Origin of the sequence: Methylobacterium haplocladii, from assembly GCF_007992175.1 — a bacterium.
GTDB lineage: Bacteria > Pseudomonadota > Alphaproteobacteria > Rhizobiales > Beijerinckiaceae > Methylobacterium > Methylobacterium haplocladii.
In genome coordinates this window covers 24,258-48,997 of record NZ_BJZT01000004.1, presented here as the reverse complement: position 1 = coordinate 48,997, position 24,740 = coordinate 24,258, and the positions used below count along the sequence as shown (strand labels likewise).

Sequence of the window (24,740 nt, the reverse complement as noted above, 5' to 3'; positions counted from 1 at the left end):
CTGCGCCGGCCGGGCGAACGGTGGCCGACGCAATACCGCTGGTCGTCATCGCCGCGGCGTGTTTCGGCATCGCGGGCGGGCTACCGCTTCTCCAAATCGCCGCGAACCGGCTCGTCGTCGGCACGCCCGTCTCGGCTGTGGCGGCGCTCGGGAGCCGGGGCTGGCTCGTGGTCGGTCTCTGCCTGCTCGGCGGTCTCCTGCAGGGAGCCGGTCGCTCACGTGTGGTGGCGTTTGCGGCGCTGGCGGCGTTCTCGGCCGCGCTGATGCTGCTTGCCGCCGGGCTCGGCGCGGCCGCAGCCGATCTCGTCGCCGGGCAGCCGCCGGCCGCCCGCGCCCGGCTTGCCTCGGGGAGCTGGGTCGGGCTGCTTCTGCTGTCCGGACTCGTCGCTGCCGCGGCGGCCAGGGTGCGCATGCCGGGCTCCGGTTGGCTGACCCTTGCGGCCCTGATGGCAGGGTTCGTACTGCTCTATGCCTCGGGGGCCTTCGACGGGCTCTCCCTTGCGATGGAGTATCGGGCACGCGCCGGGAGCGTTCGTGCCGCCGTGATCCAACACCTGATCCTGTCCGCGACCGCCGTCGCCCTCTCGGCCCTGGGCTGCGTGCTGCTCTATGCGTGGCGTCCTGGCCGCGGCGCGGTCGAGATCGCCGTCAACGGCTTGCAGGTGGTGCCGGCTGTGGCGTTGCTCGGTGGACTGGTAGCGCTCACCTCGGGCCTGCTGACGGCATTCCCGGCTATGCGCTCGGCCGGCCTGTCGGCGCTCGGCCCTGGCCCGGCAATCCTGGCCGTCGCGGCCTATCTGCTTCTGCCACTCTGGCGCGGCCTGGAGGGCGCGTTGCGCGCGCCGGATCCCGCCACCATCGACGCGGCCAGGGCGATCGGCCTGACGTCGCATCAGACGCTTCGCGACGTGCGCCTGCCCCTTGGAGCACCGATCCTCGTCGGAGCGCTGCGGGTGGCGAGCGTGCAGAGCATCGGCCTCGCAACGCTCGGCGCCCTCGTCGGCGCCGGAGGCCTCGGCGGCATCGTCTTCGACGGCATGTCGCAGTTCGCGCCCGACCTGATCCTGCTCGGGGCGCTCCCCGTGATCGGAATATCGTTGATCGTCGAGCGGGCCTTGAGTCTCCTGGAGAACCGGGTGCGGCAGCGGTGGCACGGATGAGCCATTCTCACCGCCTGCAGCCCGTCGTCGGCCCGCTCGTGGTCGGCCTGGCGCTTGCCGTCCTCAGCCATCCCGACGTGGCGAAGGCGATCGCCGGTCTCCTGGGAGATTCGGTGCGGCGGCCTTTGAGCGCCGGGCGACTGATCGAACTCGGCGCGCATCACCTCGTCCTCGCCGGGACCGGCCTCGCCATCGTCGGTTGCCTCGGCGTCGGGCTCGGCATCCTGGCGACGCGCCGAGGCGCCAGGGGCTTGCGCGGCGGCATCGACACCGCCGCCGCCCTGGCGCAGGCGGTGCCCCCCGTGGTGGTGGTCGCGCTGGCGTTGCCGGTGCTCGGCTTCGGAGGGCCGCCGACGCTGCTGGCCCTCGTCGCCTACGGCGTCATGCCGACTCTGCGCGGTACGGTCGGAGCCATCGAGGCGGTCTCCCCCGAGGCGCGAGAAGCCGGCTTCGCCATCGGCCTGACGCCGCGTCAAGTGCTGACGCAGGTGGAACTACCGCTGGCCGGTGCCGGCATCCTCGATACGCTGCGCATCGCCCTCGTACTGTCGATCGCCACCGCCGCCGTCGGCGCGCTGGCCGGTGCCTCGACCCTTGGCACCCCGATCGTCGCCGGCCTGCAGAACCAGAACCTCGTGACGATGCTGCAAGGCGCCGGCGCGACGGCCGCGCTGGCTTTCCTCTGCGACGCACTGATGCTGGCTGCAGCCGGATTGCTCCGGCGATGAGCACACGAGCGACCGCAGCATGCTTTGAGCCGCGATCTTACAGTCTGCGTCGGTTCCGCCTGCGATTGATGAACTGCGCTTGGTACGGCTGGTAGCGGTCCGTCGCGGCGGCGCCGATTTGGGGGAGTGCCGGGATTGGTCGCGTCTGCGATGGTATGCGCTATCGAAGGCTTACCGGCGGATGCGTTCGGACATCGTGCGGTTCATGCTCAGCCGTTCATCACGAGGCAAAGCCGAAGCAACCCAGGGCCAACGAACCTGCGTCGCGGGTATGGCCCTGGGTTGCTTCGCTGCGCTCGCAGTGACGAAAGCGCTATTCCAAAAACATCAGGCGTACTGCGCCTCGCCATTCCCGAACGACCAATTCTCCTTCACCACCTCGACGAGGTTGATGAACACGTCCTCGCGGCGCTGGCCGAGGCGTTCGTGGAGGCCATCCGCGATCTGCTTGTAGAACGCCTTCTTCTGCTCGACGGTGCGGCCCGCGTTCATCGTGAGCTGGATCACGATGCAGTCGGGCGTGCGCTGGATGCCGAGATAGGTCGGGTCGACGATCAGGTCTGCGGCGGGGTGCTCGGTGATGATCTGGAAGCGGTCGTCCTGCGGGGCACCCAGCGCCGAGACGATGGCTTCGTAGACCACCTCGCCGACCGTGCGGCGGTACTCGGCCGACTTGCCTTCGACCAGATCGATGCGTGCGAGGGGCATGGGCTCTCTCCGTGCAGGTGAAACGTCAGGCCGACCATTGCCAGAACACCGAACCGGTAAATTCGAAGACCGGCTCACCGTGTTGATTCTCGGCGGTGTTGTGGTGGCTTGCCACGCCCCAGCCGGGGCGTGAGGACGAGGCACGCGCGGCAACGAGCCGGGTCGCGTAGCGGATGGTGTCGCCGGCATAGACCGGGCGCAGCCAGCGCATGTCCTTGAATCCTGGCGAGGGTCCGAGTTGCGGCACCGGGCCTGAACGCGCGGTCAGCGCCATGTCCCGTGCCCAAGTCGCGTGAAGGCGCTTCATCCAGATTGCGGCCGTGTGCCAGCCGGAGGCGCAGAGGCCGCCGAAATGCGTTCTTTCCGCGCGTTTCGGGTCGGTATGGAAATCCTGCGGATCATAGGCTTTTGCGAAGTCCATGATCGCGTCGGGCTCGAAACGGTATCGGCCGAGATCGCGCACCGCGCCGATCTCGGCTTCGCCGAGGAATGGCAGCAGGACGGCGTCGTCGCCTTCGGGCACCGGCTCCGATGCCGTAGCCGGCACGACGCTGCGCGGCGCCATCGGCTCTGCGCCTCGCCGGGCGAAGATGACCGTGAAGGCCTGTGTCATCACGCGCTCGTCGCGTGCGCCGAGAACCGTCATCATGAAGCGGACGAAGCCGCGATCGGGCTTCGAGGCCGAGACGCGGGTCTCCTCGACGACGATCCGCGCCCGCAGCGTGTCTCCCGGCAGCACGGGGCGGAGCCAGCGCAACTCGTCGATCCCGGGCGAACCCATCGAGGTGTGTCCGCGAAAGGCGTCGCGATGGAGGAGACGCATGCCGAAGCAGGCGGTCTGCCAGCCCGAGCCGATCAGCGTACCGACGAAGGTCGCCTTCGCCGCCGCCTCGTCGAGGTGGAAGGGCTGCGGGTCGAATTCACGGGCAAAGCCAACCAGTTCGTCGCGGGTCGCGGTGATCGGGTCACCCTCGATCACCTGACCCTTCGTGAAGTCCTCGAACGCGATGCCCATGCGTCGACCGTCAGTTGGCGAACCGGAAGTGCAGCACGTCGCCATCCTGTACGACGTACTCCTTGCCCTCCAGCCGGAGCTTGCCGGCGTCGCGCGCCCCGGCCTCGCCATTGAGGCTGGTGTAGTCCTTGAAGGCGATGGTCTCGGCGCGGATGAAGCCTTTCTCGAAGTCGGTATGGATCACCCCGGCCGCGCCCGGCGCGCGCGTGCCCTTGGTGATCGTCCAGGCCCGCGCCTCCTTCGGCCCGACCGTGAAATAGGTGACGAGACCGAGCAGATCGTAGCCGGCGCGGATCACTCGGTTGAGGCCCGGCTCGGCGAGACCGACGGCCTCCAGGAAGTCGCCCTGGTCGGCCTTCGACATCACGGCGATCTCGCTCTCGATCTTGGCCGAGACCACCACCGCCACGGCGCCCTCGACCTTCGCCCGGGCGAAGACGACGGCGGAATAGGCGTTGCCCTTGTCGGCATCCCCCTCGTCGACGTTGCAGACGTAGAGCACGGGCTTCGCCGTGATCAGGCCGAGCTGACGGAACAGGAACTCCTCGTCGGCTTTCCGCTCGACGAGACGTGCGGGCTTGCCCTCGCGCAGCAGCGGCAGGGCGCGATTGACGAGGTCCAGGAACTCCTTCGCCTCCTTGTCTGCACCCTTGGCCCGCTTCTCCAGGGCGAACATCCGCTTCTCGAGGCTCTCCAGATCGGCGAGCATCAGCTCGGTCTCGATGGTCTCGATATCGGCGTTCGGATCGACCTTGCCCTCGACATGGGTGACGTCGCCGTCGTCGAAGCAGCGCACGACGTGGGCAATGGCGTCGCATTCGCGGATGTTGGCCAGGAACTGGTTGCCGAGCCCCTCGCCCTTAGAGGCGCCGCGCACGAGGCCGGCGATGTCGACGAAGGTCAGCCGCGTCGGGATGATCTCCTTCGAGGATGCGATCCGCGCGAGGTCGTCGAGGCGCGGGTCCGGCACCGCCACCTCGCCGACATTCGGCTCGATGGTGCAGAACGGATAGTTCGCGGCTTGCGCCGCGGCCGTCTGCGTCAGCGCGTTGAAGAGCGTCGATTTACCGACGTTCGGCAGGCCGACGATGCCGCATTTGAAGCCCATAGGTTCGGTTCCGCCATCAATTTCGCAGAAGAAGCTCGTCCGGAGACATCCGGAAGGGGTTGATAAGTGTCACGGTCTCGAAAGTCGCCCCGTGAGCCATGTCCTCGGTGAGAAAATACCGGCACCCCCGCGCAACGGATGCAGCGATGAGCCGGCAGTCGAACCACGGATAGCCGAGTGCTGTGCGAACCGCCCAAGTGATGTCCAATTCATCATCGGCGAGAGGCATATCGCCCCAGACCCGAAGCCTCGCGATATCCTCACGGATCTCGGCGATCGGTCGATGCTGCTCGTTCTTCAGCACCCACCGGATCAGCTTGCTGAGGATCTGGCGGTTGAGGCGTGCGCTGTCTCGCGCGCTGAGACTGAGGATTCCGTTTTTTCGTGTCAATCACTCGCCTTGGCACCCTTGCCCGGCGGCTTCACGTCCGTCCAACCGCGTCCGACCATGGCGAGGTGCACCTTGTTCTGAAAACTCTCATTCTCGCCCGCGGCGACGATCGCAGCGTTGTCGGCGACTGCCCGGCAGAGATCCTCCACCCAGGGTTCTTCCGATTTGGCGAAGTCGTTCAGCACGAAGGCGTGGACCAGCGCCTTGTCGCCGGGATGCCCGATGCCGAGGCGCACGCGGCGATACTCGTTCCCGCAACAGGCGGTGATCGAACGGAGGCCGTTGTGGCCGGCATTGCCGCCGCCCTTCTTCACGCGGAGCTTCGCCGGAGCGAGATCGAGCTCGTCGTGGAGCACGATCACATCCTCCAGCGCCACCTTGTAGAAGCGCTGCGCCTCGCCGACCGAGCGGCCGGACTCGTTCATGAAGGTCTGGGGCTTAAGCAGAATGGCGCGCTCGGTGCCAAGCACCACCTCCGCCGCCTCGCCCTGGAAGCGGCGCCGGAACGGGCTCGCACGGTGCACGCGGGCGATCTCGTCGACAGCGAGGAAGCCGATATTGTGCCGGTTCTTCGCGTAGCGGGCGCCCGGATTGCCCAAGCCGACGATGAGCCGCATGGCCTGCCAGTCTTGAAACGAAAAGGCCCCGGCTGGTTGAGCCGGGGCTGGTGTCGGAGGTCGTAGAGGAGGGCGCAGAGCGCCCAGCCCTCACTCCTTGTCGTCGGACTTCTTCTCGTCGCCCTTGTCGGAGGTCTCGGCCTCTTCCTCGGCCTTCTCCTCGGCGGCCTCGGTGGACTGGGCCTCGGCGATCGCAGCCTCTTCGGCCTCGACCTCGGCACCGAGCACCGTCGGCGGCACGATGTTGGCGATCGAGTCGGTGGGCTCGCCGGTATAGGTGCCGGCGGGGATCTTGATGTCCGAGACGTGGATCGCGTCGCCGATCTCGCGACCGGTCAGGTCGACCACGATGGCATCGGGAATCTGGTCGGGCGCGACCTCGAGCTCGAGGGTATGCTTCGAGATGTTGAGCGTGCCGCCCATCTTCTTGATGCCGGGCGCCGCGTCCTCGTGCTCGAAATGCACGGGCACTTCCACGGTCACGGTCTGGCCGGCGACGATGCGCAGGAAGTCGACATGCAAGGGCACGCCGCTGACCGGGTCGAGCTGGAAGTCGCGCGGGATCGCGCGGGTCTTCTTGCCGCCGGCATCGATCTCGAACACGGTGGTCTTGAAGCCGCCGGCGTAGATCAGGGTGCGGGTGCGGATGAGGTCGATGGCGATGGCCTGCGGGTCCTTGCCGCCACCATAGATGACAGCTGGGACGTTGCCCTGGCGACGAACGGCCCGGGCGGCCCCCTTGCCGACCCGGTCGCGTGCCACGGCCTCAAGCGGCTTGATTGCGCTCATGGCGTGATCCTTTTCGATTGCATGATCGGGAACGACAAAGGCCGCCCACGATGGACGGCCAGACACCGAGCCCGGTGCGCCCCTGCCTCCAAGGGTGTCGGGGGGCGCGTGCAGGCTCATACAGGCGAGGGCCTGGGATGGCAATCCGCATCCCTGAGCGCACGCCTTTGCTGCGATGCAGTATTGGCGAATTCGCCGAGTGGATGGGTGTCCGTTCCCAAGAAATATTGCTGCATTACGACGGATTAAAATGGATCTACAGGCAGCAACGGGCGGGAGCCTGAAGAGTCAACTCTACCAAATTTTCCTGCCGTCATTTCGGAACGAGCCGTCCTCCACTTGCGTTTTTCGCCCAAACCAGAGGAGGAAGCTCATGAATCGTATTTCGCTCGCCCTGCTGACATCGCTCGCCCTGACCGGAGCCGCGTTCGCAGAGGACAAGGCCGCGCAGCCGAGCGCGTCGGGCAAGATGATGAAGGCCGAGGACGGCAAGATGAAGGGGCCGCCCAACGCCGCCGGGTACGAGAAGCGCGAGGGCGACGCGACCGCGACGACGGCGCCGGCCGGCGGCGCGGCGTCCGCAAAGGCGACCGGCGAGGACAAGAAGGACGGCAAGAAATAAGGCCCCGATCGGCCTACCTTTCTACCGAGACCGCCGGGCGATCCCGGCGGTCTTTTCGTATGCCGAGCCTCGCTGGGTTGTGGCCGGCGAGGGCGCGACTTCCCTTGCTGGACCAGCACTCTAAGTGCGATGACGTTCGAGACCCGATCCCTTCGATAAAGGCCAGCGATGTTCCCGAAGCCGCATGCCGCGCTCACGCCCAACACCTTCGAGTTCGAGCAGCTTCCGCTGGTCAAGCCGACCGGCTTCCGGGAATACGACGCGCGCTGGCTCTTCCCGAAGGAGATCAACCTGATGGGCGTGCAGGCGCTCGGCCTCGGCATCGGCACGCTGGTCCACGAGATGGGCGTGCGCCCCGATATCGTAACGGGGCACGATTTCCGCTCCTATTCGTCGTCGATCAAGCTCGCGCTGATCGCCGGCATGCAGGCCGCCGGCCTGCGGGTGAAGGATGTCGGTCTGGCGCTCTCGCCGATGGCCTATTTCGGGCAGTTCGCCCTCGATTGTCCCTGCGTGGCGATGGTGACGGCGTCGCACAACGACAACGGCTGGACCGGCGTGAAGATGGGCGCCAACCGCCCGATGACGTTCGGCCCCGACGAGATGGGCCGGCTCAAGGAAATCGTCTGCGGAGGCACCTATCAGTACCGCGACGGCGGCTCCTACGAGTTCGTCGAAGGCTTCCTCGAGACCTATCTCAACGATCTCAAGAGCCGGGCCAAGCCGATCTCGCGCAAGCTGAAGGTCGTCGCGGCCTGCGGGAACGGTACGGCGGGCGCCTTTGCGCCGAAGCTGCTCGAGGCCCTCGGCATCGAGGTTGTCCCCCTCGACGTGACGCCCGACTACACCTTCCCGCGCTACAATCCGAATCCCGAGGACATGGAGATGCTCCATGCCATCGCCCATGCCGTGAAGGAGCACGGCGCCGATGTCGGCCTCGGCTTCGACGGTGACGGCGACCGCTGCGGCGTGGTCGACAACGAAGGCGAGGAGATCTTCGCCGACAAGATCGGCGTCATGCTCGCCCGCGACCTGTCCAAGCTGCACCCCGGCGCGACCTTCGTGGTCGACGTGAAATCGACCGGTCTCTACAACACCGATCCCGAATTGCAGAAGCAGGCGGTAAAGGCCGATTACTGGAAGACCGGCCACAGCTATATCAAGCGCCGCGTCAACGAACTCGGCGCGCTGGCGGGCTTCGAGAAGTCCGGGCACTTCTTCTTCAACGAGCCGATCGGCCGCGGCTACGACGATGGGCTGCTCACCGCGATCGCGGTGATCGAGATGCTCGACCGTAACCCCGACAAGTCGATGGCCGACCTCTACCGGGCGCTGCCGAAGACCTGGGGCTCGCCGACCATGTCGCCGCATTGCGACGACGAGCTGAAATACGGCGTCGTCGAGAAGGTCACCGAGCGCTTCCAGAAGATGAAGGAGGCCGGCGAGACGGTGGGCGGCGCCAAGATCACCGATCTCGTCACCGTCAACGGCGTACGCGTCTCCACAGAGGACGGCACCTGGGGGCTCGTGCGGGCCTCATCCAACAAGCCGGAACTCGTGGTAGTGATCGAGAGCCCGGTCTCCGAGGCCCGGCTGCACGAGATGTTCAAGGCCGTCGACGGCATCCTGCGCGAGAACGAGGGGATCGGCGCCTACAACCAGACGATCTGATCCCGCGAAGAAGCGCCGCGTCAGCGGTTGGGCATGCCGCCCGCGCCCGTGGCCGCCAGGCTTCGGCGCCGGTCGGCCTGTCCGCTGACCTCGGAGAACCACTTGGTGGAGTCGCCGAGCTGGGCGGAGGGCTGGCAGTTCGGCGTGCAGGAATAGGATTCCCGATCGAGGCCGCGCTGCACCGTGATCGTGGAGGCTTGGGGGGCTTCGACGCGGATCAGGGATTCTGCGATCATCGCGCCACCGGCGTCGAGGGCAATGAGGTTGGTGGTGCCGAAACTCTTGCCGGTCAGGATGACCACGCCGTTCCTCTGAAGCGAGACGTCGGCGATCAGCGGGTTGCCGACCACGACCGTCTGCGTTTTTTCCGGCAGGCGGATCAGCTTGGCATTGTCGACCATCACCGGAACCACGTCGGGCGCGGCTGCAGCCTCCATCGCGTCTGCGGACCAGCTCCAGGCGAGGCTGGCCAGCAGTCCGATGGCGACCACACGCCCCGCTTGCACGCATCGGTCGGATGGGCTCGGGGCGCGACGCATGATGCGGAAACTCTCGCTGGTCGTGACGGGCCGGGACGTCCGCGAAGGCAGTGTCGTCCGGCGCGCCATCATTCTCAGGGAACGGTGAAGGAAGGGCTAAGGCGGTGCCGGCATGGACACCTCTCTGCTCGCGCCGCGTTGACCAGCGGTTTCCACAGCGCCCGAGGCGATCGATGTCCCCGACGATCCACCCGCTTACGCCCCGCGTCGTCGTCGCCTGCGGCTGCACGCTGGCGGAGGAGGTGATCTGGGATGCGCGCTCGGATTCGCTGATCTGGGTGGATATCGAGAACCCGGCGGTCTGGCGGCACTGGCCCGCCATCGACGAGACGCGGCGCGTGGCGCTCGACGAGAAGATCAGCTTCGCGCTGCTGACGACCGATCCCGATGTCGTGGTGGCCGGGCTGAAATCCGGCGTCGTCCTGCTCGATCTCGCCGACGGCGCCCGCTGGCCTCTGGTGAAGCCCGCGCCGCATCCGCCGGGCAACCGTCTCAACAGCGGCAATATCGGCCCCGACGGGGCGCTCTGGTTCGGCACTATGGACGATGCGGAGGAGAGCGACACCGGCAGCTTTCACCGCTGGGACGGCGAGACACTCACGAATTTCGGTGGCAAGGCGGCCGTCACCAACGGCCCCGTCGTGAGCCCGGACGGCACGCGGCTCTATACAATCGACACGGCCCGCGGCCTGATCCGGGTCCACGACCTCGACGGCAATCGGATCGGCGAGCCGCGGACCCTCATCACCTTCGACCCGTCATGGGGACATCCGGACGGGTTGACCCTCGATGCCGACGCGCATCTCTGGGTCTGCCACTACGGCGGATCGCGGATCACGCGGTTCGCGCCAGATGGTACAATCGAGCGGATCGTTCCAGTGCCGACGGCGCTGGTGACGAAATGCGCCTTCGGCGGTCCCGACCTCTCGACCCTCTACATCACCACCTGCCTGAGGGGGCGCGATCCGACGATCGACCCGATGGCGGGACACCTCTTCGCGGTCGAAACCGAATTCCGCGGCTTCCCCGGAAACATCTTTGGTGCGACCCGGCGGGTCGCCGCCTAAGCAGTCCGGGCATGTTGGGGTGCGCATTCGCACCGCCGCATTCGCTTTCGCGATGCAATGATGAAATTACGGTAAATAACGAAAGCTTCGCGGAACTTATCCCCGCAACGCCCGTTGCAACCGTACGGCCGAGCTTTTTTGCCCGACGGCCGGACTGGCTCGACCCTTGGGTCGGGAGGCGATGATGCCGCTGTTCGACACCAAGACCCTAGACAACGATTTCAACGGCTCGGCGCTTCTAGCGTCCGTGCTGTTCGCGACGCCGCAGGCGAAAGCCGATGCTATGGCGCGCGGACGTGAGCGTTTGGCGCGTTCCGGATCACTCAGCGAGGCCATGACGGCGCACCTGCCGCGGGCGAACGACACCGTATCCCGCGCACCCGCCGCTCCCGTCGCCTGACGTTCCCGATCGTCGCGTTCACCACGTCTGCGGGGTGATGACGCCTTGTTTGGTGACGACGACCCAGGTCCGGCCGCGGCGCTCGATCGCCTCGACACGTCCGATGCCCGGTATCGAGTCGCCCGGTGCGACCTCCAGCAACCGGCGCTTGCGGTCTTCCAGCATGGCGATGCCGTCGTAAACGTCGCGTAGCGCCCAGGCCTCGACCGTTTCGGATTTCGGCTTCGTATCTGTGATGCTGGCTGTTTGCGTCGGCTCGGCTTTCGGAGTCGCGGTTGCTGTGACCGGGCTGACGGCAGCGACGGGTGTGGCAGCGCGTTTGTCGGCCGGTGCGGACGGTAGCGCCACCGGCAAGGAATGTTCGCGCTCTGCCGAAGCGGTTCGCTCGGCAAAGGCGGCGAGCTTCTTGTCGAGGCCTTGTTCCAGACGTGCCATCCGGTCCGTCAGGCTCGGTGCCACGGAACGGATTTCGGCGCGACCCGCATCGGTCGATTCGCGAAGCGTACCGAGCGCCTTCGCAAGACGTTCGATCTCGGCATTCAAGCGGCCCGCTTCGGTGCGTCCCGCGTCGAGGCCTGCCTCGATCCGTGCCAGCGACTCGCTCGAACGTTCCCGCGGAGCAGCCATCATGCCGAAGCTGGTGCCGAGGACCAGCGCGACCGTCGCGACGGCTGCGAGACGCGCATCGAAGCGCGAGGGCATACGGCTCGGCGTCTCGGCGACAGCAGGTGCCGGCGCAGCTTCGGTTTTCACCTCGGACTTGCCGACAACGGCCTTCTTCAAGAGATCCGCCGGCGAAGACTTGGCGACCTTCGCGGCCGTATCCTCGCCTTTTGCGACATCTTTGGCGCTCTCGATCGATCCGGTCATGACCCAGCGTCCCGATTGACTCAGGAAGCTTTGGTTAAGGACGTTTGTTTACCGAACCGTTACCGCGGTCACGCTGCGGCCTGAACCAGACCACGCTTCTTCAGCAGCGGATCGATGCTCGGCAACCGGCCGCGGAAGGCCGTGTAGGCCTCGCGCGGATCGCGCAGGTTTCCGGCACCGTAGACGAAGCGGCGCAACCGTGCCGCCGTCTCGGGGTCGAAGATGTCGCCGGCCTCGCGGAAGGCATCGAAAGCATCGGCGTCGAGCACCTCAGACCAGATGTAGCTGTAATAGCCCGCGGCATAGCCGTCGCCGGAGAAGATGTGTGCGAAATGCGGCGAGCGGTGCCGCATCGTGATCTCGGCGGGCATGGCGATGCGCCGGAGCGCATCCGCCTCGAAGGCCAGCACGTCGAGCCCGGCCTCGCCAGCGGCGGAGAGGTGGAGCGTCATGTCGACGATGGCCGAGGCCGTGTACTCGACGGTGGAAAACCCCTGATTGAACGTGCGCGCCGCAAGCAGGCGGCTGAGCAGATCTTCCGGCATCGGCGCACCGGTACGGTAGTGGCGCGCGTGCTGCCGCAGCACCTCCGGCTGTTCGAGCCAGTGCTCGTAAAGCTGCGAGGGCAGTTCGACGAAATCGCCCGAGACGGAGGTGCCGGAGAGCAGCGGATAGGTCACGTCCGACAGAAGCCCATGCAGCGCATGGCCGAATTCGTGGAAAAGCGTGCGGGCATCGTCGAAGGAAAGCAGCGTCGGCTCGCCCTTTGGCGCCTTCGCGAAGTTCATCACGTTCACGATGATCGGCTTGATGTCGCCCGATAGTCGCTCCTGCGAGCGGAAGGCGCTCATCCAGGCGCCGCTGCGCTTCGAGGCGCGGGCGAAGTAGTCGCCGAGAAACAGCCCGACCGGAGAGCCGTCCGCATTGGTGACGGCCCAGATTCTCAGGTCCGCATGGTAGCGCGGAACGTCACGAACCTCCTCGAAGCGGAGCCCGAACAGCCGCGAAGCCGTGTCGAAGGACGCTTGGATCACGCCTTCGAGTGACAGGTACGGCTTGATCTCGGACTCGTCGATGTCGTGTTCGGCGCGCCTGAGCTTCTCGGCATAGTGGCGCCAATCGTGCGCCTGGATGGTGAAGTTGCCGCCGTCCGCCTGGACCAGGGCCTGCAACTGGCCGCGTTCCTTCGCGGCGCGCTGGCGGGCCGGCGCCCAGACCTCGCGCAGCAGCTGCATGGCCGCATCGGGCGAGCCGGCCATGGTGTCGTCGAGCTTGAAATGCGCGAAGCTCTCGAAGCCGAGGAGCCGCGCCCGCTCGGCGCGCAGGGCCACGATCTCGGTGATGATCGCGCGGTTGTCGGTCTCTCCGCCACCCTCGCCGCGATGGGTCCAGGCTTCGTAGGCGCGCTCTCGCAGGTCGCGGCGCGTGGAGAAGACGAGGAACGGGTCGACCAGTGAACGCGAGAGGGTGATGACGTGGCTGTTGCCGCCACCGCGCTCGGTCGCAGCTTCGGCCGCCGCCTCGCGCAGGAATTCCGGCAGGCCGGCGAGATCGTCCTCGCCATCGAGCGGCAGGCTGAAGCCGCTCTCGTCCGCCAACAGATTCTGACTGAAACGCGTGCCGAGCACCGCCATGCGGCTGGCGATCTCGGCCACACGCTCCTTGGGCTCCGGCGCGAGATCGGCGCCGGCGCGGCGAAAGCGGGTGCGGTAGCGGTCGAGCACCCGCCGTTCCTCCTCGCCGAGGTGCTCGGCATCCGCATCGACCCGAGCGATCCGCGCCCAGAGATCGGCGTTGAGGTAGATCGCGCTGCCGTGGCGCGCGAGTTTTGGGCCGATGTCCCGTTCGATCGCCTGAAGCGCCGGATTGGTGTGGCTGCCGGTCAGGTTGAAGAAGGTCGAGGCGACGCGGTCGAGATCCTGGCCCGCACGCTCCATGGCCGCGATGGTGTTGTCGAAGCTCGACGCCCGGTCATCCGCAGCGATAGCAGCGATCTCGGCCTGATGAGCGGCCAGGGCTTTTGCGAAGGCCGGCCCGAAATGTTCAGGTGCGATGCGCTCGAAGGGCGGTAGTCCATAGGGCGTCGACCATTGAGCTTCGTCGAAGGGATTGGTGCCCGCAGCGCCGGGAGCCGCGTCTCGGGCGGGCGCATGTGGGGTTTCGACAGTCATCGACGTCCTCGTCTTCGGCAGTTTCAACGATGCGGAACATAGGCAGCCCATGGAGTCGGCGCAAAGCGGGTCCGACCACGGGGCGTCGGGCGAATGCCGGCGGGCGTGACGTTCCTGTCATAGCAGCGCGGACCCAATGGCCCGATCGTCGGGCATCGCGGTCGCGGATTCCCGCGCGGAGGCCGATCACCGGACAGCACGGATGCGCCCGCCTTCGCCTCGTCTCCCGAACGTCTGCTCGGCGTTGCTCGCCTTCGCCATCGTCACGGCGGGGCCTGCGGTCGCCGAAGTTGCGCCTGCGCTTCCGACATGTCGTCCGACCGTGCCGGTTCCGCCGCCGGAGCCGCCGGCGCGCCCCGGGGACCTGCAGGGGGAGCCGCCGCGGAGCGCGTCCGATGCGGCCGTCCCGCTGCCCCCGCAGCGACCAGCAGAACTGGCCGTGACACCGCTGGCCGCGCCGGCTCCCTCGCCGTCAGGCCAAGGCGAAACCCCTGCCACGAAGATCGAGCCGGCACCGAGCCAGCCCGTACCGGCGCCGTTGCCTCCGGAACGGCCCCCCGAGCTGTCCCCGGCACCATCGCCCGCACGGGATGCGCCGTTGCCGCCGCTGTCACCGGATCTGCCGCGCTGCATCCCGGCCCTGGAGGCACCCCTGCCGCCGGCCCGTCCGCCCGAGCTCTCGCCCGTATCCCCACCGGCAGACGAGGCGCCGCTGCCGCCGGAGCGTCCGCCGGAGCTCTCGGGAGAAGGCGCACTCAAGCTCACCATCGCGCCCCAGGACGACGCGGATTGCCTGCGCAGCCTGGACAGTCTCGGCGTTGCCTATGCGAAGGCGTCGCCGATCATGAACGGCCAATGCACCGTCGCGAGCCCGCTGACGGTGAGCAAGCTCGGCAACGGCGTCACCATCGGATCGCCGGAGACGATGGTTTGTCGCCTCGCCGAAGGGCTGATGCGCTGGACGGCTCAAGTGCAGCAGATCGCCGAGAAAGAACTCGGCGACACGCTCAAGGGGCTGACGCTCGGCGGCACCTATGTCTGCCGCGGTCAGAATCACGGCGCGGAAGCGCAACTGAGCGAGCATGCCTTCGCCAACGCCGTCGACGTGATGGGATTCACCTTCGGCAAACGCGCGCCGATTCTCGTCGGCCCGCTACCGGATGGCTCGAAGGAAGCCGCCTTTCAGGCCGCAGTGCGGACCAAGGCCTGCGAACACTTCACCACCGTCCTCGGACCTGGCACGGATCCGCAGCACGCCAACCATCTCCATCTCGACGAGCGCGAGCGGAAGGCCGGCTACCGGCTCTGTCAGTAGCTGCTTGACGGTCTCGGATGTGCCGTGCGGTCGATCGCGGCAGGCAAATATCGTGTTTGGCCGCATCGAGGACTTGAGAGCGGAAGCTCGGTGTCCGAACGCTGCCTGACCCGCTTTCCCCATCGAGCGCACCGGCTCAAAGCCAGAGCCCTAATCGGCTGATATGTCGGAAAAATTTGGCTCCCCGAGCAGGACTCGAACCTGCGACAAAGCGATTAACAGTCGCTTGCTCTACCAACTGAGCTATCGGGGATCACCGGTGCCGCTTTCGCGTTCACGGCGCGGTCCTTAGCCCATCGCCGGCGAAGGACGCAAGGGGGCTGGACGCCAAGAATGCTCCGCAAATCGGATCTGTGGCGAGCTGGCTGCCAGTGACTGAAGCGGATTTCGCGAAAGCGTCACCACAGCGCTCCAAAGCCGTTGCCGATCGGGCCGTGGCTCTGCTAGAGACCCGTCCTCTCCGATCGGCCGCCCGGTCGGATGACGGCAGCCCCGCCTCGGCGGGACACGCCTTGGTTGGCCTCGTGGCGGAGTGGTTACGCAGAGGACTGCAAATCCTTGCACCCCGGTTCGATTCCGGGCGAGGCCTCCAACTTCCTTGCGGATTGCCCCCAAATCGTTCGCAGCAGTCTCGGGCCTCCGGCGTCCGCGTTATCGTCGCCCGCCAAGGACGGCCATGCCGATGGGTCGCGGCCCCGTCCGGTACACGCTCCGCCCCGGGACGCCGCGCAATGCGACTTCGCTTTCGATCTGCGATTGTCGACCGCACGGGCGGTCCCGGCGCTCATGACGACCGGCGCTGAGAGATTCAGCACTTAGGAATCCGGCCGCACGTCGGGCCGACGCAATCAGTCGGCCTCCGTGTTTTTTAATCCACGTCGTCGTGTGCGTGGCGGCACGTCATGGCGTGTCTCGGCTTCCCATATCCGTATTACACAAGATGAAACGGACCGCATCAGTCGGATCTGTTCTGTGTAAAGGAGTTTAAAGTCGTTATGAAAGCCCGTATCGCCGCTGTTGTCGCCGCCATTGTTCTCGGCGTTGCTGTTCCGGCATCTTCCGCGATGGCGTTCACCTATGGGGCGCCGATCGAGCGCGTCGCGCCGGCATCGCCCTATCAGATTCAGGGGCGCAGCACGCTCGGTGCGCATGATGGGCCGATGTTCACAGCCTGCCCTCAGAGCTCGGCCGCCGAGGGCAATGCGCGCCAGCAGAACTTTCCGGTGAAGCAGTATGGCCAGACTTCGGGTGGCCCCCTTTGCTGAGCCATCGACCGATCGGATGACGGACGGCGGAGCGCAAGCTCCGCCGTTTTCGTATCGGCCCGCCTGCAAAGCGTGAATCTTGCCTTTTCGGAATCGATCCACGACAACCCGGCCGCTGCCGGAGCGCAGGCCGACCGCGGTGGTCGGCCGAGATCGCGACGGGGCCTCTCGAGGGGTTGCGGCATCCATGCTCGATCACGCCCAGGCACGGCAGCTCATGGTCGACTGCCAGCTGCGCACATTCGACGTGAACGACGTTGCGGTTCTTGATGCCTTCGCGACCGTTCCGCGCGAGCGCTTCGTACAGCCGGGGGCCGAGGATTTCGCCTATATCGATCGCACCCTGCGGATCAGCGCCGACGGTGGCGAAGCTCGGGCGATGCCCGCGCCGATGGTGCTGGCCCGCATGATTCAAGCTCTGAAGATCCGGCCCGGTGCCCGTGTTCTCGATGTTGCCGCCGGCTATGGCTACGGCACGGCCCTGCTGACCGAACTGGGAGCGCGGGTCGTCGCCCTCGAATGCGAGACGGGTCTGGCGCAGGCGGCGCGTCAGCGGCTCGGCCAGACTGCGGAGGTGATCGACGGGCCGCTCGGGGACGGCGCTGCGGCTCAGGCTCCCTACGATGCGATTCTCGTCCAGGGCCGAATCGAGACGCGGCCACAGGTCTTGCTCGATCAGTTGCGCAGCGACGGGCGCCTTGTCTGCGTGTTCGGGCCGGACCGTGGCGCGAAGGTCACTGTGTTCGTGCGCTCCGGCGATGCCTTCGGCTCGCGCCCGCTCTTCGATGCCAATCTCCCGGAACTCAGGGATTTCGTTGCTGCGCACGCCTTCACATTCTGATCGGCGTAGTACCGGCTTCAGGCGGTGTCGCCTTTTTGTGGCACCGCTTACCAATCGGTCATCGCCGCCCTGCATGATCTGGTCGCTGGTGTCGGGTATCGGTTAAGCTACCTCCGAGGCGGGCAAGCTGGCACCGCGTGACTGGCGTGGCGAAAGCTGCGGCTGATACGTGGCTGCCGGTTCATTCAGAGACCGCAAGGGCTGATGAGCGTGAGTCGAAGGACACCTGCGGTGCGTTGGGCGCGCCGGTTGTCGAGCGCCGCCGTTCTGGCGTTCGTGACCGTAGGCCCGGCTGGGGCCGAAACTCTCGAGAGCGCGCTTTCGCGGGCCTATGCCGCCAATCCGGCTCTCAATTCTGAGCGGGCGCGTCTGCGTTCGGTGGACGAGACCGTCGCCCAGGCGCAGGCGGGCTATCGTCCCACCGTGTCCATCGATGCCGATATCGGAATTTCGCGAACGCAAGGTCGGATTGCCACGCAGCAGATCGACAACACGACGAAGCCGGGCGGCGCCGGGATCACCATCAACCAGACGCTGTTCAATGGCTTTCGGACGGATAGCCAGACCCGTCAGGCGGAAGCGAACGTGTTGTCCAACCGCGAGGCGATCCGCCTCACGGAGATGACGACGCTGTTCAACGCCGCGCAATCATACATGAACGTGCTGCGCGACACGGCCAACCTCGAATTGCAGCGCAACAACGTCGAGGTGCTCGAAGAGCAGCTTCGCCAGACCCGCGACCGCTTCAACGTCGGCGAGGTGACCCGCACCGACGTCGCCCAGGCTGAGGCACGCCTCTCGGGCGCCCGTTCGCAGGTTAGCGCGGCCGAGTCGCAGTTGCGCTCCTCCATCGGCATCTACCGGCAGAACATCGGCGTCGAGCCGCGCCAACTCGCCCCTGGCCGGCCGCTCGACCGTTACGTACCGAGAAGCCTCGAAGAGGCGGTCGACGTCGGACTGCGAGAGCACCCGCAGATCCTCGCCTCGTTCCACGCCGTCGATGCGGCGGAACTGCAGGTCAAAGTTGCCGAGAGCATGCTCTCCCCGACTGCGGGCATCCAGGGCACCGTCCAGCAGCGCTACGATAACCAGTTTCCGGGCGACAACTCCGCCGCCGCCTCGATCGTCGGTCGCCTCTCGATTCCGATCTATCAGGGCGGTACCGAGTATTCGCAGATCCGGCAGGCCAAGGAACTGGTCGGTCAGGCCCGGCTCATCGCCGAACGCGACCGCGACACCGTCCGCTCGCTGATCGTGCAGGCCTGGGGCCGCCTGGAAGCCGCAAAAGCACAGGTGCTGGCCTCGCAGGCGCAGGTCCAGGCCAATGAGGTGGCACTGAACGGCGTGCGCGAGGAGGCCCGCGTCGGCCAGCGCACGACCCTCGACGTCCTGAACGCGCAGCAGGAACTCCTGAATTCGCGCGTGAACCTGATCCTGGCCCAGCGCGACCGGGTCGTGAACTCCTACGACGTCGTCCAGACGATCGGCCGGCTAACGGTGCGCTACACGTCGCTGCCCGTCACGCCCTACAGCCCGAAAGAGCATTTCGATCAGGTCAAGGACCTCTGGTACGGCGTGAGCACGCCGGACGGGCGCTAGCGCAATTTCAGGTGTCGATCGGCGGGACTGCGAGTCCCGCCGATCGATCCGGGAATTCGTCCTGATTCCGGATGACTGCGTGACTTGTTAACCATCGTACTCGATTCTACCCCGCACCCCTCGCGTGAGTCGTCGTCAGGATGAGTGCTGCAAGCCCGAAGTTTCCGGAGCCGATGAAGGAATCTCCGGCGGGGGAGCCTTCGATGGAGGATATCCTCGCCTCCATCCGGCGCATCATCGCGGACGACAACGCCCCCGAGCCCGAGCCGGCACCGAAGGCCGCGCCCAAGCCGCGTCTCGACGACGTGCTCGACCTCTCGCAGGTAGCCAAGCCCGTGCGCAGACCGCAGCCCGTGGCATTCGATCCCCCGGATATCGATTTCAATGTCGACGACGTCGACTTCTCGATGCCGGAACCGGAGCCTGTCGCTCCTGCTCCGCCCCCGGTCGAGCCACGCCCCGTGCCCCAGAGCGCTCCGGAGCGCCTCGCCGCGGCCGTGGAAGAGCAGGTCGTGGAACGTCTCGTCTCGAAGACCACCGACGACAGCGTCGGACAGCACTTCACCATGCTCGCCCACACCGTGCTGACGAACAACGCCCGCACGTTGGAAGACCTCGTCAAGGACATGCTTCGGCCGATGCTGAAGTCCTGGCTAGACGACAACCTGCCAACCATGGTCGAGCGCCTGGTCCGCGCGGAGATCGAGCGGGTCGCGAGGGGGCGCTGAGTTTCGGACGCCGGATCTCCGGCGCCGAGCAATGCCCTGCGGTTGACGGCAGGGCGGCGAAGGGTTGAAAGCGGCGGCAGCTTCAGAAGACCGCCCGCACGATCGGCCCGACCGCCTCATGATGGACAAGACCTTCGATCCCGCCGCCGTCGAAGCGCGCGTCGGTGCCGCCTGGGAGACGGAGGGTGCCTTCCGCGCCGCCCGGCCCGAACGTGCCGGCGCAGAGCCCTATTGCATCGTCATTCCGCCGCCGAACGTGACGGGCTCGCTGCATATCGGGCACGCGCTCAACAACACGCTGCAGGACATCCTCTGCCGGTTCGAGCGGATGCGCGGCCGCGACGTACTCTGGCAGCCGGGCACGGACCATGCCGGTATCGCCACTCAGATGGTGGTCGAGCGCCGTCTCATGGAAACCCAGCAGCCCGGCCGGCGCGAACTCGGCCGCGAGGCGTTCCTCGAGAAGGTCTGGGCCTGGAAGGCGGAATCGGGTGGCGCAATCATCGGCCAGCTCAAGCGCCTCGGCGCCTCCTGCGACTGGTCGCGGGAGCGCTTCACCATGGACGAGGGCCTGTCCGAGGCCGTCCTCAAGACCTTCGTCGATCTGCACGCGCAGGGCCTGATCTACCGCGACAAGCGCCTCGTGAACTGGGACCCGAAGTTCCAGACCGCGATCTCCGATCTCGAAGTGCTTCAGGTCGAGACCAAGGGACACCTCTGGTACTTCGACTATCCCGTCGTGGACGAGGCCGGCACGCTGACCGGCGAGACCATCACCGTCGCCACGACGCGCCCAGAGACCATGCTCGGCGACACCGCCGTCGCGGTGCATCCGGAGGACGAGCGCTATACGGCGCTGGTCGGAAAGCGGGTGCTGCTGCCGCTGGTCCGCCGTGCGATCCCGATCGTCGCCGACACCTACTCCGACCCCGAGAAGGGCACCGGCGCGGTCAAGATCACCCCGGCCCACGATTTCAACGACTTCGAGGTCGGCAAGCGGCACGGCCTGCGTGCGATCAACGTGCTCGACGAGGAGGGGCAGATGCTCCTCGTCGGCAACGACGCCTTCTTCGAGGGGGCCGAGCCCGAGCCGCCGGCGCTCGAACTACACGGCCTCGACCGTGCCGTCGCCCGCAAGCGCGTCGTCGCCCTGATGGAGGAGCGCGGGCTTTTGCTCAAGATCGAGCCGAACGCGCATGCGGTGCCGCATGGCGACCGCTCGGGCGTCGTGATCGAGCCCTACCTCACCGACCAATGGTACGTGAACGTGAAGCCCCTGGCCGAGCGGGCGCTCCAGGCAGTGCGCGACGGCCAGACCCGCTTCGTCCCAGAGAACAACGAAAAGGTCTTCTTCCAGTGGCTCACCAACATCGAGCCCTGGTGCATCTCGCGCCAGCTCTGGTGGGGCCATCAGATCCCCGTCTGGTACGACGAAGAGGGCAGCATCCATGTCGCGATGACCGAGGCCGAGGCGCAATCCAAGGCCGACGCCGCCCGTGGCGGCCCTGTCACGCTGCGGCGTGACGAGGACGTCCTCGACACGTGGTTCTCCTCGGCGCTCTGGCCGTTCTCGACGCTTGGCTGGCCCGAGGCGACGCCCGAACTCGCGCGCTACTACCCGACCAACACCCTGGTCACCGGCAAGGACATCCTGTTCTTCTGGGTCGCCCGCATGATGATGATGGGTCTGCACCTCACCGACAAGGTACCGTTCGACACGGTCTACCTGCACGCCCTGGTGCGCGACGCCACCGGCGCCAAGATGTCGAAATCGAAGGGCAACGTCGTCGATCCGATCGGCCTGATCGAGCAGTACGGCGCCGACGCCCTGCGCTTCACCCTCGCTGCGCTGGCAGCGCCGGGGCGCGACATCAAGCTCGGACCGAACCAGGTCGAGAGCTACCGCAACTTCGCGACGAAGCTCTGGAATGCCTCGCGCTTCGCCGAGCTGAACGGCTGCGGCCTCGATGCGAACTACCGGCCGGAGAGCGCGAGCGCCGTCCTTAACCGCTGGGCGCTCGGCGAGGCTGCACGCGCGGTTTCAGAGGTCGGTGCGGCGCTCGACGCCTACCGTTTCAACGACGCGGCCGCCGCAGCCTACCGCTTCGTCTGGAACATCTTCTGCGACTGGTACCTCGAACTGGCGAAGCCCGTGCTGCAGGGCGAGGGCGTCGATGCGGCGCTCAAGGACGAGACGCAGAAGACCGTCGCATTTCTGATCGACCAGATCGCCAAGCTGCTTCACCCGTTCATGCCGTTCCTCACGGAGGAACTCTGGGCGATCAAAGGCGAGGGCATCGCCGACCGCGGGCTCCTGGCTCTCGCCGCGTGGCCGAATCTGACGGGACTCTCCGACACATCGGCCGAGACCGAGGTCGGCTTCGTGGTCGATCTGGTTTCCGAAATTCGCTCGGCCCGCTCCGAGACCAACGTGCCGGCCGGCGCACAGATTCCGCTGGTTCTCGTCGGCGTCGATGCGAACGTGCGCGAGCGCGTCGCGCGCTGGCACGACACCCTTCTCCGGCTCGCCCGCCTCTCGGAGATCCGTTTCGAGACGGATGCGCCGAAGAACTCCGTCCAACTCCTCGTGCGCGGCACCGTCGCGGCTCTGCCGCTGGAGGGCGTGGTCGACCTCGGCGCCGAAGTCGCGCGCCTTCGCAAGGAGGAGGGCCGCACGGTTGCCGAGATCGGCAAAATCGACGGCAAGCTCGGCAACGCCGACTTCGTCGCGCGCGCGCCGGAAGAGGTGATCGAGGAGCAGCGCGAGCGCCGCGACAGCGAAGCCGCAAGGCTCGAAAAGATCCGCGAGGCGCTGGCGCGGCTGACGGAGCAGAGCTGATCGCCGTACTGGAACGCCATGAGATGGCTGCGCCGCATCGGCCTCACGGCGGCCGGCCTATTCCTGGCGTTCCTCCTCGCCGCCGTCCTGACCGCGAGGCCCGGTGACCTCACCCTCTACCCGCCCACGGACGCCGACGCCCGAACGATCCATCTGGTCAGCCACGGCTGGCATTCGGGCGTGGTTCTGCCGCGCGCTGCGCTGACGGAAGAGGGGGCCGGCACGGCGCTACGCGCCATCGCGATCCGCTTCCGCGACTACGACAACATCGAGTTCGGTTGGGGCGAGGCGCGGTTCTACCGGGCGACGCCGACGGTGACGGATGTCGACTGGGTGCTGGCGGCGAAAGCGTTGTTCACGCCGGGTGGGGCCGACGGCGTCGTCCAGGTGGTCGGCCTGCCGGACGATCTGCGCGCCACCTTCCCGAATGCCGAGATCGTCTCGATACGCGTCTCTCCAGCCGGCCTGGGGCGGCTCCTCGCTCGCCTCGACGCGAACTTCCGCCTGGAGGGCCTGCAGCCGATCGAGGACGGCCCCGGCCTCTACGGGCCGAGCCTGTTCTATGCCGGAACGGGCCGTTTCTCGTTCGCCAACGTCTGCAATCACTGGACGGCCGGCCTACTCAACGCCGCCGGCCTGCCCGTCGCGCCGGTGATCGACACCTACCCACGCGGCCTGATCCTCGACCTCTCCTGGCGCTCGGGCGCGACGGCTCTGCCGCCGCGGTGACGATCATTCGGCCAGCTTCAGACCGAGAATCCCTGCGACGACCAGGGTGATGCAGCCGATCCGCGCCGCCGTGACGGGCTCCGAGAACAGCACGATCCCGAGGATCGCGGTGCCGACCGTGCCGATGCCGGTCCAGACGGCATAGCCGGTGCCGATCGGCAGCGTCCTCACGGCAAACGACAACAGCACGACGCTGATCACCATGCTGACCAGCGTCCAGACGGACGGCCAGAGCCGCGTGAATCCGTCGGCATATTTGAGCCCGATCGCCCAGCCGATCTCGAACAGGCCGGCGATGAACAGGATGGCCCAGGCCATGCGAGTCTCCTTGCCCGGCGGCAGGATTCCGCTGGGGCTCCGGAGCAGATGGCAAGGATCCGCGATGCGGTTGGTGCCGGAGCGCACACAGACGTCCGGTTACCAACCTCACGTCTCCAGCGGGCTGTCCCAATACAGAAAGTCGAGCCAGGTGTTGTGAAGCTCGTTCTTCGCCTTCGGCAGGCGCCGGGCGATGGCGTCGAGCTGGTAGGGGGAGGGCTCGAAAGGCTGGCGGCGCAGGTTCAGGCCGCTCTTGGAAAGCGAGCGGTTGCCCTTGCGCAGGTTGTCGGCGCTGCAGCTGGCGACGATGTTCGACCAGACCGACTCGCCGCCCTTGGAGCGTGGGTTGACGTGATCGAAGGTCAGCTCCTGCGGAGGCAGGCGCTCGCCGCAATACTGGCAGGTGAATTCGTCGCGTAGGAAGAGATGGTAGCGCGTGAACGCGACCTTCTTGCGCCGGTGATAGCTCTTGAGCGCGACGACCGAAGGCACTTGGAAGGATTGGCTGGCGGAGTGAATCTCGATGTCGTCGTAGGTCTTCACCTGGATCACGCGATCCTGGAGCACGGCGACCAGGGCGTCCTGCCAGTTCCAGACGGAGAGCGGCGCCCAGCTCACGGGCTGCATGTCGGCATTGAGGACGAGCGTGCGCAGATTGGCGACGTGCGCGTTCATGCCGTCCTCCCGCCGCCGGGGGCGTAGGCGTGCCATCGTTCGGAGTGCCCGGACAGTGTCGGACCGGCTACGCAGACGCGGATGCTCGTCATAGACGCAACTCTCTGATCGCGTGCACGAGCTCTGACCCCGTGGCTCGGTCCAATACTCCGATATGGCACGATATGGCACCCCCAAGCGTGAGCCCAAGCTTCGGGAAGCTTGGCCGTTGAACCCGCGAGATTGTGGTGGGAGGCGGAGGCGGGTCGGAAACGCCAGCGACGACTGCCGAAAGGGGCAGCCGATGACACGTGGGCAGCGAAGCGTCGGACGTCGTCACGACGGTCGTCGCTGCCCGGCAGCGAGACGACAAGGCCATGTCCATTGCTGCTCAGTCTAATATCGACGTGACAGGGTTGTGAAGGTCGGCCGTATCGGCGAGATGGCGGGCACACAGGTTCCGCCGCAAGCACCGGGCCGCCGATCCCGCGCATTGCACCGTTTCGCCCCATTGATCCGCGACGGAGGGATCGATCCCGGGGGCGGACACCGCGAACCGCCCCGTGCTCTTGCGTGAAGCGGGTGCGGCCCCTCGA

24 protein-coding genes and 2 tRNA genes are annotated in these 24,740 nt (G+C 66.8%); 14 read left to right on the top strand and 12 right to left on the bottom strand.

Annotation, left to right across the window (positions count from 1 at the left end):
- Positions 1-20: 20 nt before the first annotated feature.
- Together MHA02_RS01845 and MHA02_RS01840 are read left to right on the top strand one after the other, a co-directional pair.
- Complete coding sequence (locus tag MHA02_RS01845) at positions 21-1,160, top strand: ABC transporter permease (RefSeq protein ID WP_238180497.1); 1,140 nt, start codon at positions 21-23, stop codon at positions 1,158-1,160.
- Positions 1,157-1,888: an ABC transporter permease gene (locus MHA02_RS01840; protein ID WP_147076271.1), complete on the top strand. Its 732-nt coding sequence runs from the start codon at positions 1,157-1,159 to the stop codon at positions 1,886-1,888. The genes MHA02_RS01845 and MHA02_RS01840 overlap by 4 nt, the downstream gene beginning before the upstream one ends.
- A gap of 327 nt (positions 1,889-2,215) precedes the next feature.
- On the opposite strand, the gene MHA02_RS01835 is transcribed toward MHA02_RS01840, so the two are convergent.
- From MHA02_RS01835 to MHA02_RS01810, 6 genes are all read right to left on the bottom strand, one after another.
- Positions 2,216-2,596: a tautomerase family protein gene (locus MHA02_RS01835; RefSeq protein WP_147076270.1), complete on the bottom strand. Its 381-nt coding sequence runs from the start codon at positions 2,594-2,596 to the stop codon at positions 2,216-2,218.
- Positions 2,597-2,621: 25 nt separating this feature from the next.
- Complete coding sequence (locus MHA02_RS01830) at positions 2,622-3,611, bottom strand: MaoC family dehydratase (RefSeq protein ID WP_147076269.1); 990 nt, start codon at positions 3,609-3,611, stop codon at positions 2,622-2,624.
- Between the two features lie 10 nt (positions 3,612-3,621).
- Positions 3,622-4,719, bottom strand: a complete 1,098-nt coding sequence (gene ychF, locus MHA02_RS01825; protein ID WP_147076268.1) for a redox-regulated ATPase YchF — start codon at positions 4,717-4,719, stop codon at positions 3,622-3,624.
- 16 nt (positions 4,720-4,735) lie between these two features.
- Positions 4,736-5,110: a PIN domain-containing protein gene (locus MHA02_RS01820; RefSeq protein WP_147076267.1), complete on the bottom strand. Its 375-nt coding sequence runs from the start codon at positions 5,108-5,110 to the stop codon at positions 4,736-4,738.
- Complete coding sequence (gene pth, locus MHA02_RS01815; protein ID WP_147076266.1) at positions 5,107-5,727, bottom strand: aminoacyl-tRNA hydrolase; 621 nt, start codon at positions 5,725-5,727, stop codon at positions 5,107-5,109. The genes MHA02_RS01820 and pth overlap by 4 nt, the downstream gene beginning before the upstream one ends.
- 90 nt (positions 5,728-5,817) lie before the next feature.
- Complete coding sequence (locus MHA02_RS01810) at positions 5,818-6,516, bottom strand: 50S ribosomal protein L25/general stress protein Ctc (protein WP_147076265.1); 699 nt, start codon at positions 6,514-6,516, stop codon at positions 5,818-5,820.
- Between the two features lie 373 nt (positions 6,517-6,889).
- Between MHA02_RS01810 and MHA02_RS01805 the strand changes: the two genes are divergently transcribed.
- Both MHA02_RS01805 and MHA02_RS01800 read left to right on the top strand, forming a co-directional pair.
- Positions 6,890-7,138 carry a hypothetical protein gene (locus MHA02_RS01805; protein WP_147076264.1) on the top strand — a complete coding sequence of 83 codons (249 nt, stop codon included), beginning with the start codon at positions 6,890-6,892 and terminating at the stop codon, positions 7,136-7,138.
- Positions 7,139-7,306: 168 nt separating this feature from the next.
- Entirely contained in the window at positions 7,307-8,809 is a 1,503-nt protein-coding gene (locus tag MHA02_RS01800; RefSeq protein WP_147076263.1) for a phosphomannomutase/phosphoglucomutase, read from the top strand.
- 20 nt (positions 8,810-8,829) lie between these two features.
- Here the strand turns inward: MHA02_RS01800 and MHA02_RS01795 are convergent, their stop codons facing one another.
- The gene (locus MHA02_RS01795) at positions 8,830-9,246 is read right to left on the bottom strand and encodes a pilus assembly protein N-terminal domain-containing protein (protein ID WP_147076320.1); all 417 of its coding nucleotides are present in this window, start codon (positions 9,244-9,246) and stop codon (positions 8,830-8,832) included.
- A 275-nt stretch (positions 9,247-9,521) separates the two neighbouring features.
- Here MHA02_RS01795 and MHA02_RS01790 point away from each other — a divergent pair, with 275 nt between their 5' ends.
- Together MHA02_RS01790 and MHA02_RS01785 are read left to right on the top strand one after the other, a co-directional pair.
- Complete coding sequence (locus MHA02_RS01790) at positions 9,522-10,415, top strand: SMP-30/gluconolactonase/LRE family protein (RefSeq protein WP_147076262.1); 894 nt, start codon at positions 9,522-9,524, stop codon at positions 10,413-10,415.
- Positions 10,416-10,599: 184 nt separating this feature from the next.
- Positions 10,600-10,815, top strand: a complete 216-nt coding sequence (locus tag MHA02_RS01785) for a hypothetical protein (protein ID WP_170248971.1) — start codon at positions 10,600-10,602, stop codon at positions 10,813-10,815.
- An 18-nt stretch (positions 10,816-10,833) separates the two neighbouring features.
- Here MHA02_RS01785 and MHA02_RS22535 read toward each other — a convergent pair whose 3' ends face one another.
- Positions 10,834-11,358, bottom strand: coding sequence for a hypothetical protein (locus tag MHA02_RS22535; RefSeq protein WP_238180496.1), 525 nt, complete (start codon positions 11,356-11,358; stop codon positions 10,834-10,836).
- Positions 11,359-11,753: 395 nt separating this feature from the next.
- On the bottom strand, positions 11,754-13,856 hold the full coding sequence (locus MHA02_RS01775) for a M3 family metallopeptidase (protein ID WP_147076259.1): 2,103 nt from the start codon (positions 13,854-13,856) through the stop codon (positions 11,754-11,756).
- A gap of 598 nt (positions 13,857-14,454) precedes the next feature.
- Between MHA02_RS01775 and MHA02_RS22530 the strand changes: the two genes are divergently transcribed.
- Positions 14,455-15,171, top strand: coding sequence for an extensin-like domain-containing protein (locus MHA02_RS22530; protein WP_238180495.1), 717 nt, complete (start codon positions 14,455-14,457; stop codon positions 15,169-15,171).
- Between the two features lie 177 nt (positions 15,172-15,348).
- Here MHA02_RS22530 and MHA02_RS01765 read toward each other — a convergent pair.
- Positions 15,349-15,424, bottom strand: a tRNA-Asn gene (locus MHA02_RS01765).
- A 265-nt stretch (positions 15,425-15,689) separates the two neighbouring features.
- Here MHA02_RS01765 and MHA02_RS01760 point away from each other — a divergent pair.
- The 7 genes from MHA02_RS01760 (at position 15,690) to MHA02_RS01730 (ending at position 23,172) form a co-directional block, all read left to right on the top strand.
- Positions 15,690-15,763: transfer RNA gene (locus MHA02_RS01760), tRNA-Cys, on the top strand.
- Positions 15,764-16,166: 403 nt separating this feature from the next.
- Positions 16,167-16,436, top strand: coding sequence for a hypothetical protein (locus MHA02_RS01755; RefSeq protein ID WP_147076257.1), 270 nt, complete (start codon positions 16,167-16,169; stop codon positions 16,434-16,436).
- A gap of 187 nt (positions 16,437-16,623) precedes the next feature.
- Complete coding sequence (locus MHA02_RS01750) at positions 16,624-17,277, top strand: protein-L-isoaspartate O-methyltransferase family protein (protein WP_147076256.1); 654 nt, start codon at positions 16,624-16,626, stop codon at positions 17,275-17,277.
- Positions 17,278-17,481: 204 nt separating this feature from the next.
- On the top strand, positions 17,482-18,876 hold the full coding sequence (locus MHA02_RS01745; RefSeq protein WP_147076255.1) for a TolC family outer membrane protein: 1,395 nt from the start codon (positions 17,482-17,484) through the stop codon (positions 18,874-18,876).
- A 203-nt stretch (positions 18,877-19,079) separates the two neighbouring features.
- Complete coding sequence (locus MHA02_RS01740; RefSeq protein ID WP_147076254.1) at positions 19,080-19,604, top strand: PopZ family protein; 525 nt, start codon at positions 19,080-19,082, stop codon at positions 19,602-19,604.
- A gap of 118 nt (positions 19,605-19,722) precedes the next feature.
- Positions 19,723-22,443: a valine--tRNA ligase gene (locus MHA02_RS01735; RefSeq protein ID WP_147076253.1), complete on the top strand. Its 2,721-nt coding sequence runs from the start codon at positions 19,723-19,725 to the stop codon at positions 22,441-22,443.
- Positions 22,444-22,461: 18 nt separating this feature from the next.
- Entirely contained in the window at positions 22,462-23,172 is a 711-nt protein-coding gene (locus tag MHA02_RS01730) for a DUF2459 domain-containing protein (protein WP_147076252.1), read from the top strand.
- A 3-nt stretch (positions 23,173-23,175) separates the two neighbouring features.
- On the opposite strand, the gene sugE is transcribed toward MHA02_RS01730, so the two are convergent.
- Both sugE and MHA02_RS01720 read right to left on the bottom strand, forming a co-directional pair.
- Positions 23,176-23,490, bottom strand: coding sequence for a quaternary ammonium compound efflux SMR transporter SugE (gene sugE, locus MHA02_RS01725; protein ID WP_147076251.1), 315 nt, complete (start codon positions 23,488-23,490; stop codon positions 23,176-23,178).
- A 108-nt stretch (positions 23,491-23,598) separates the two neighbouring features.
- Positions 23,599-24,165, bottom strand: a complete 567-nt coding sequence (locus MHA02_RS01720; RefSeq protein ID WP_147076250.1) for an HNH endonuclease — start codon at positions 24,163-24,165, stop codon at positions 23,599-23,601.
- Between the last annotated feature and the right edge of the window lie 575 nt (positions 24,166-24,740).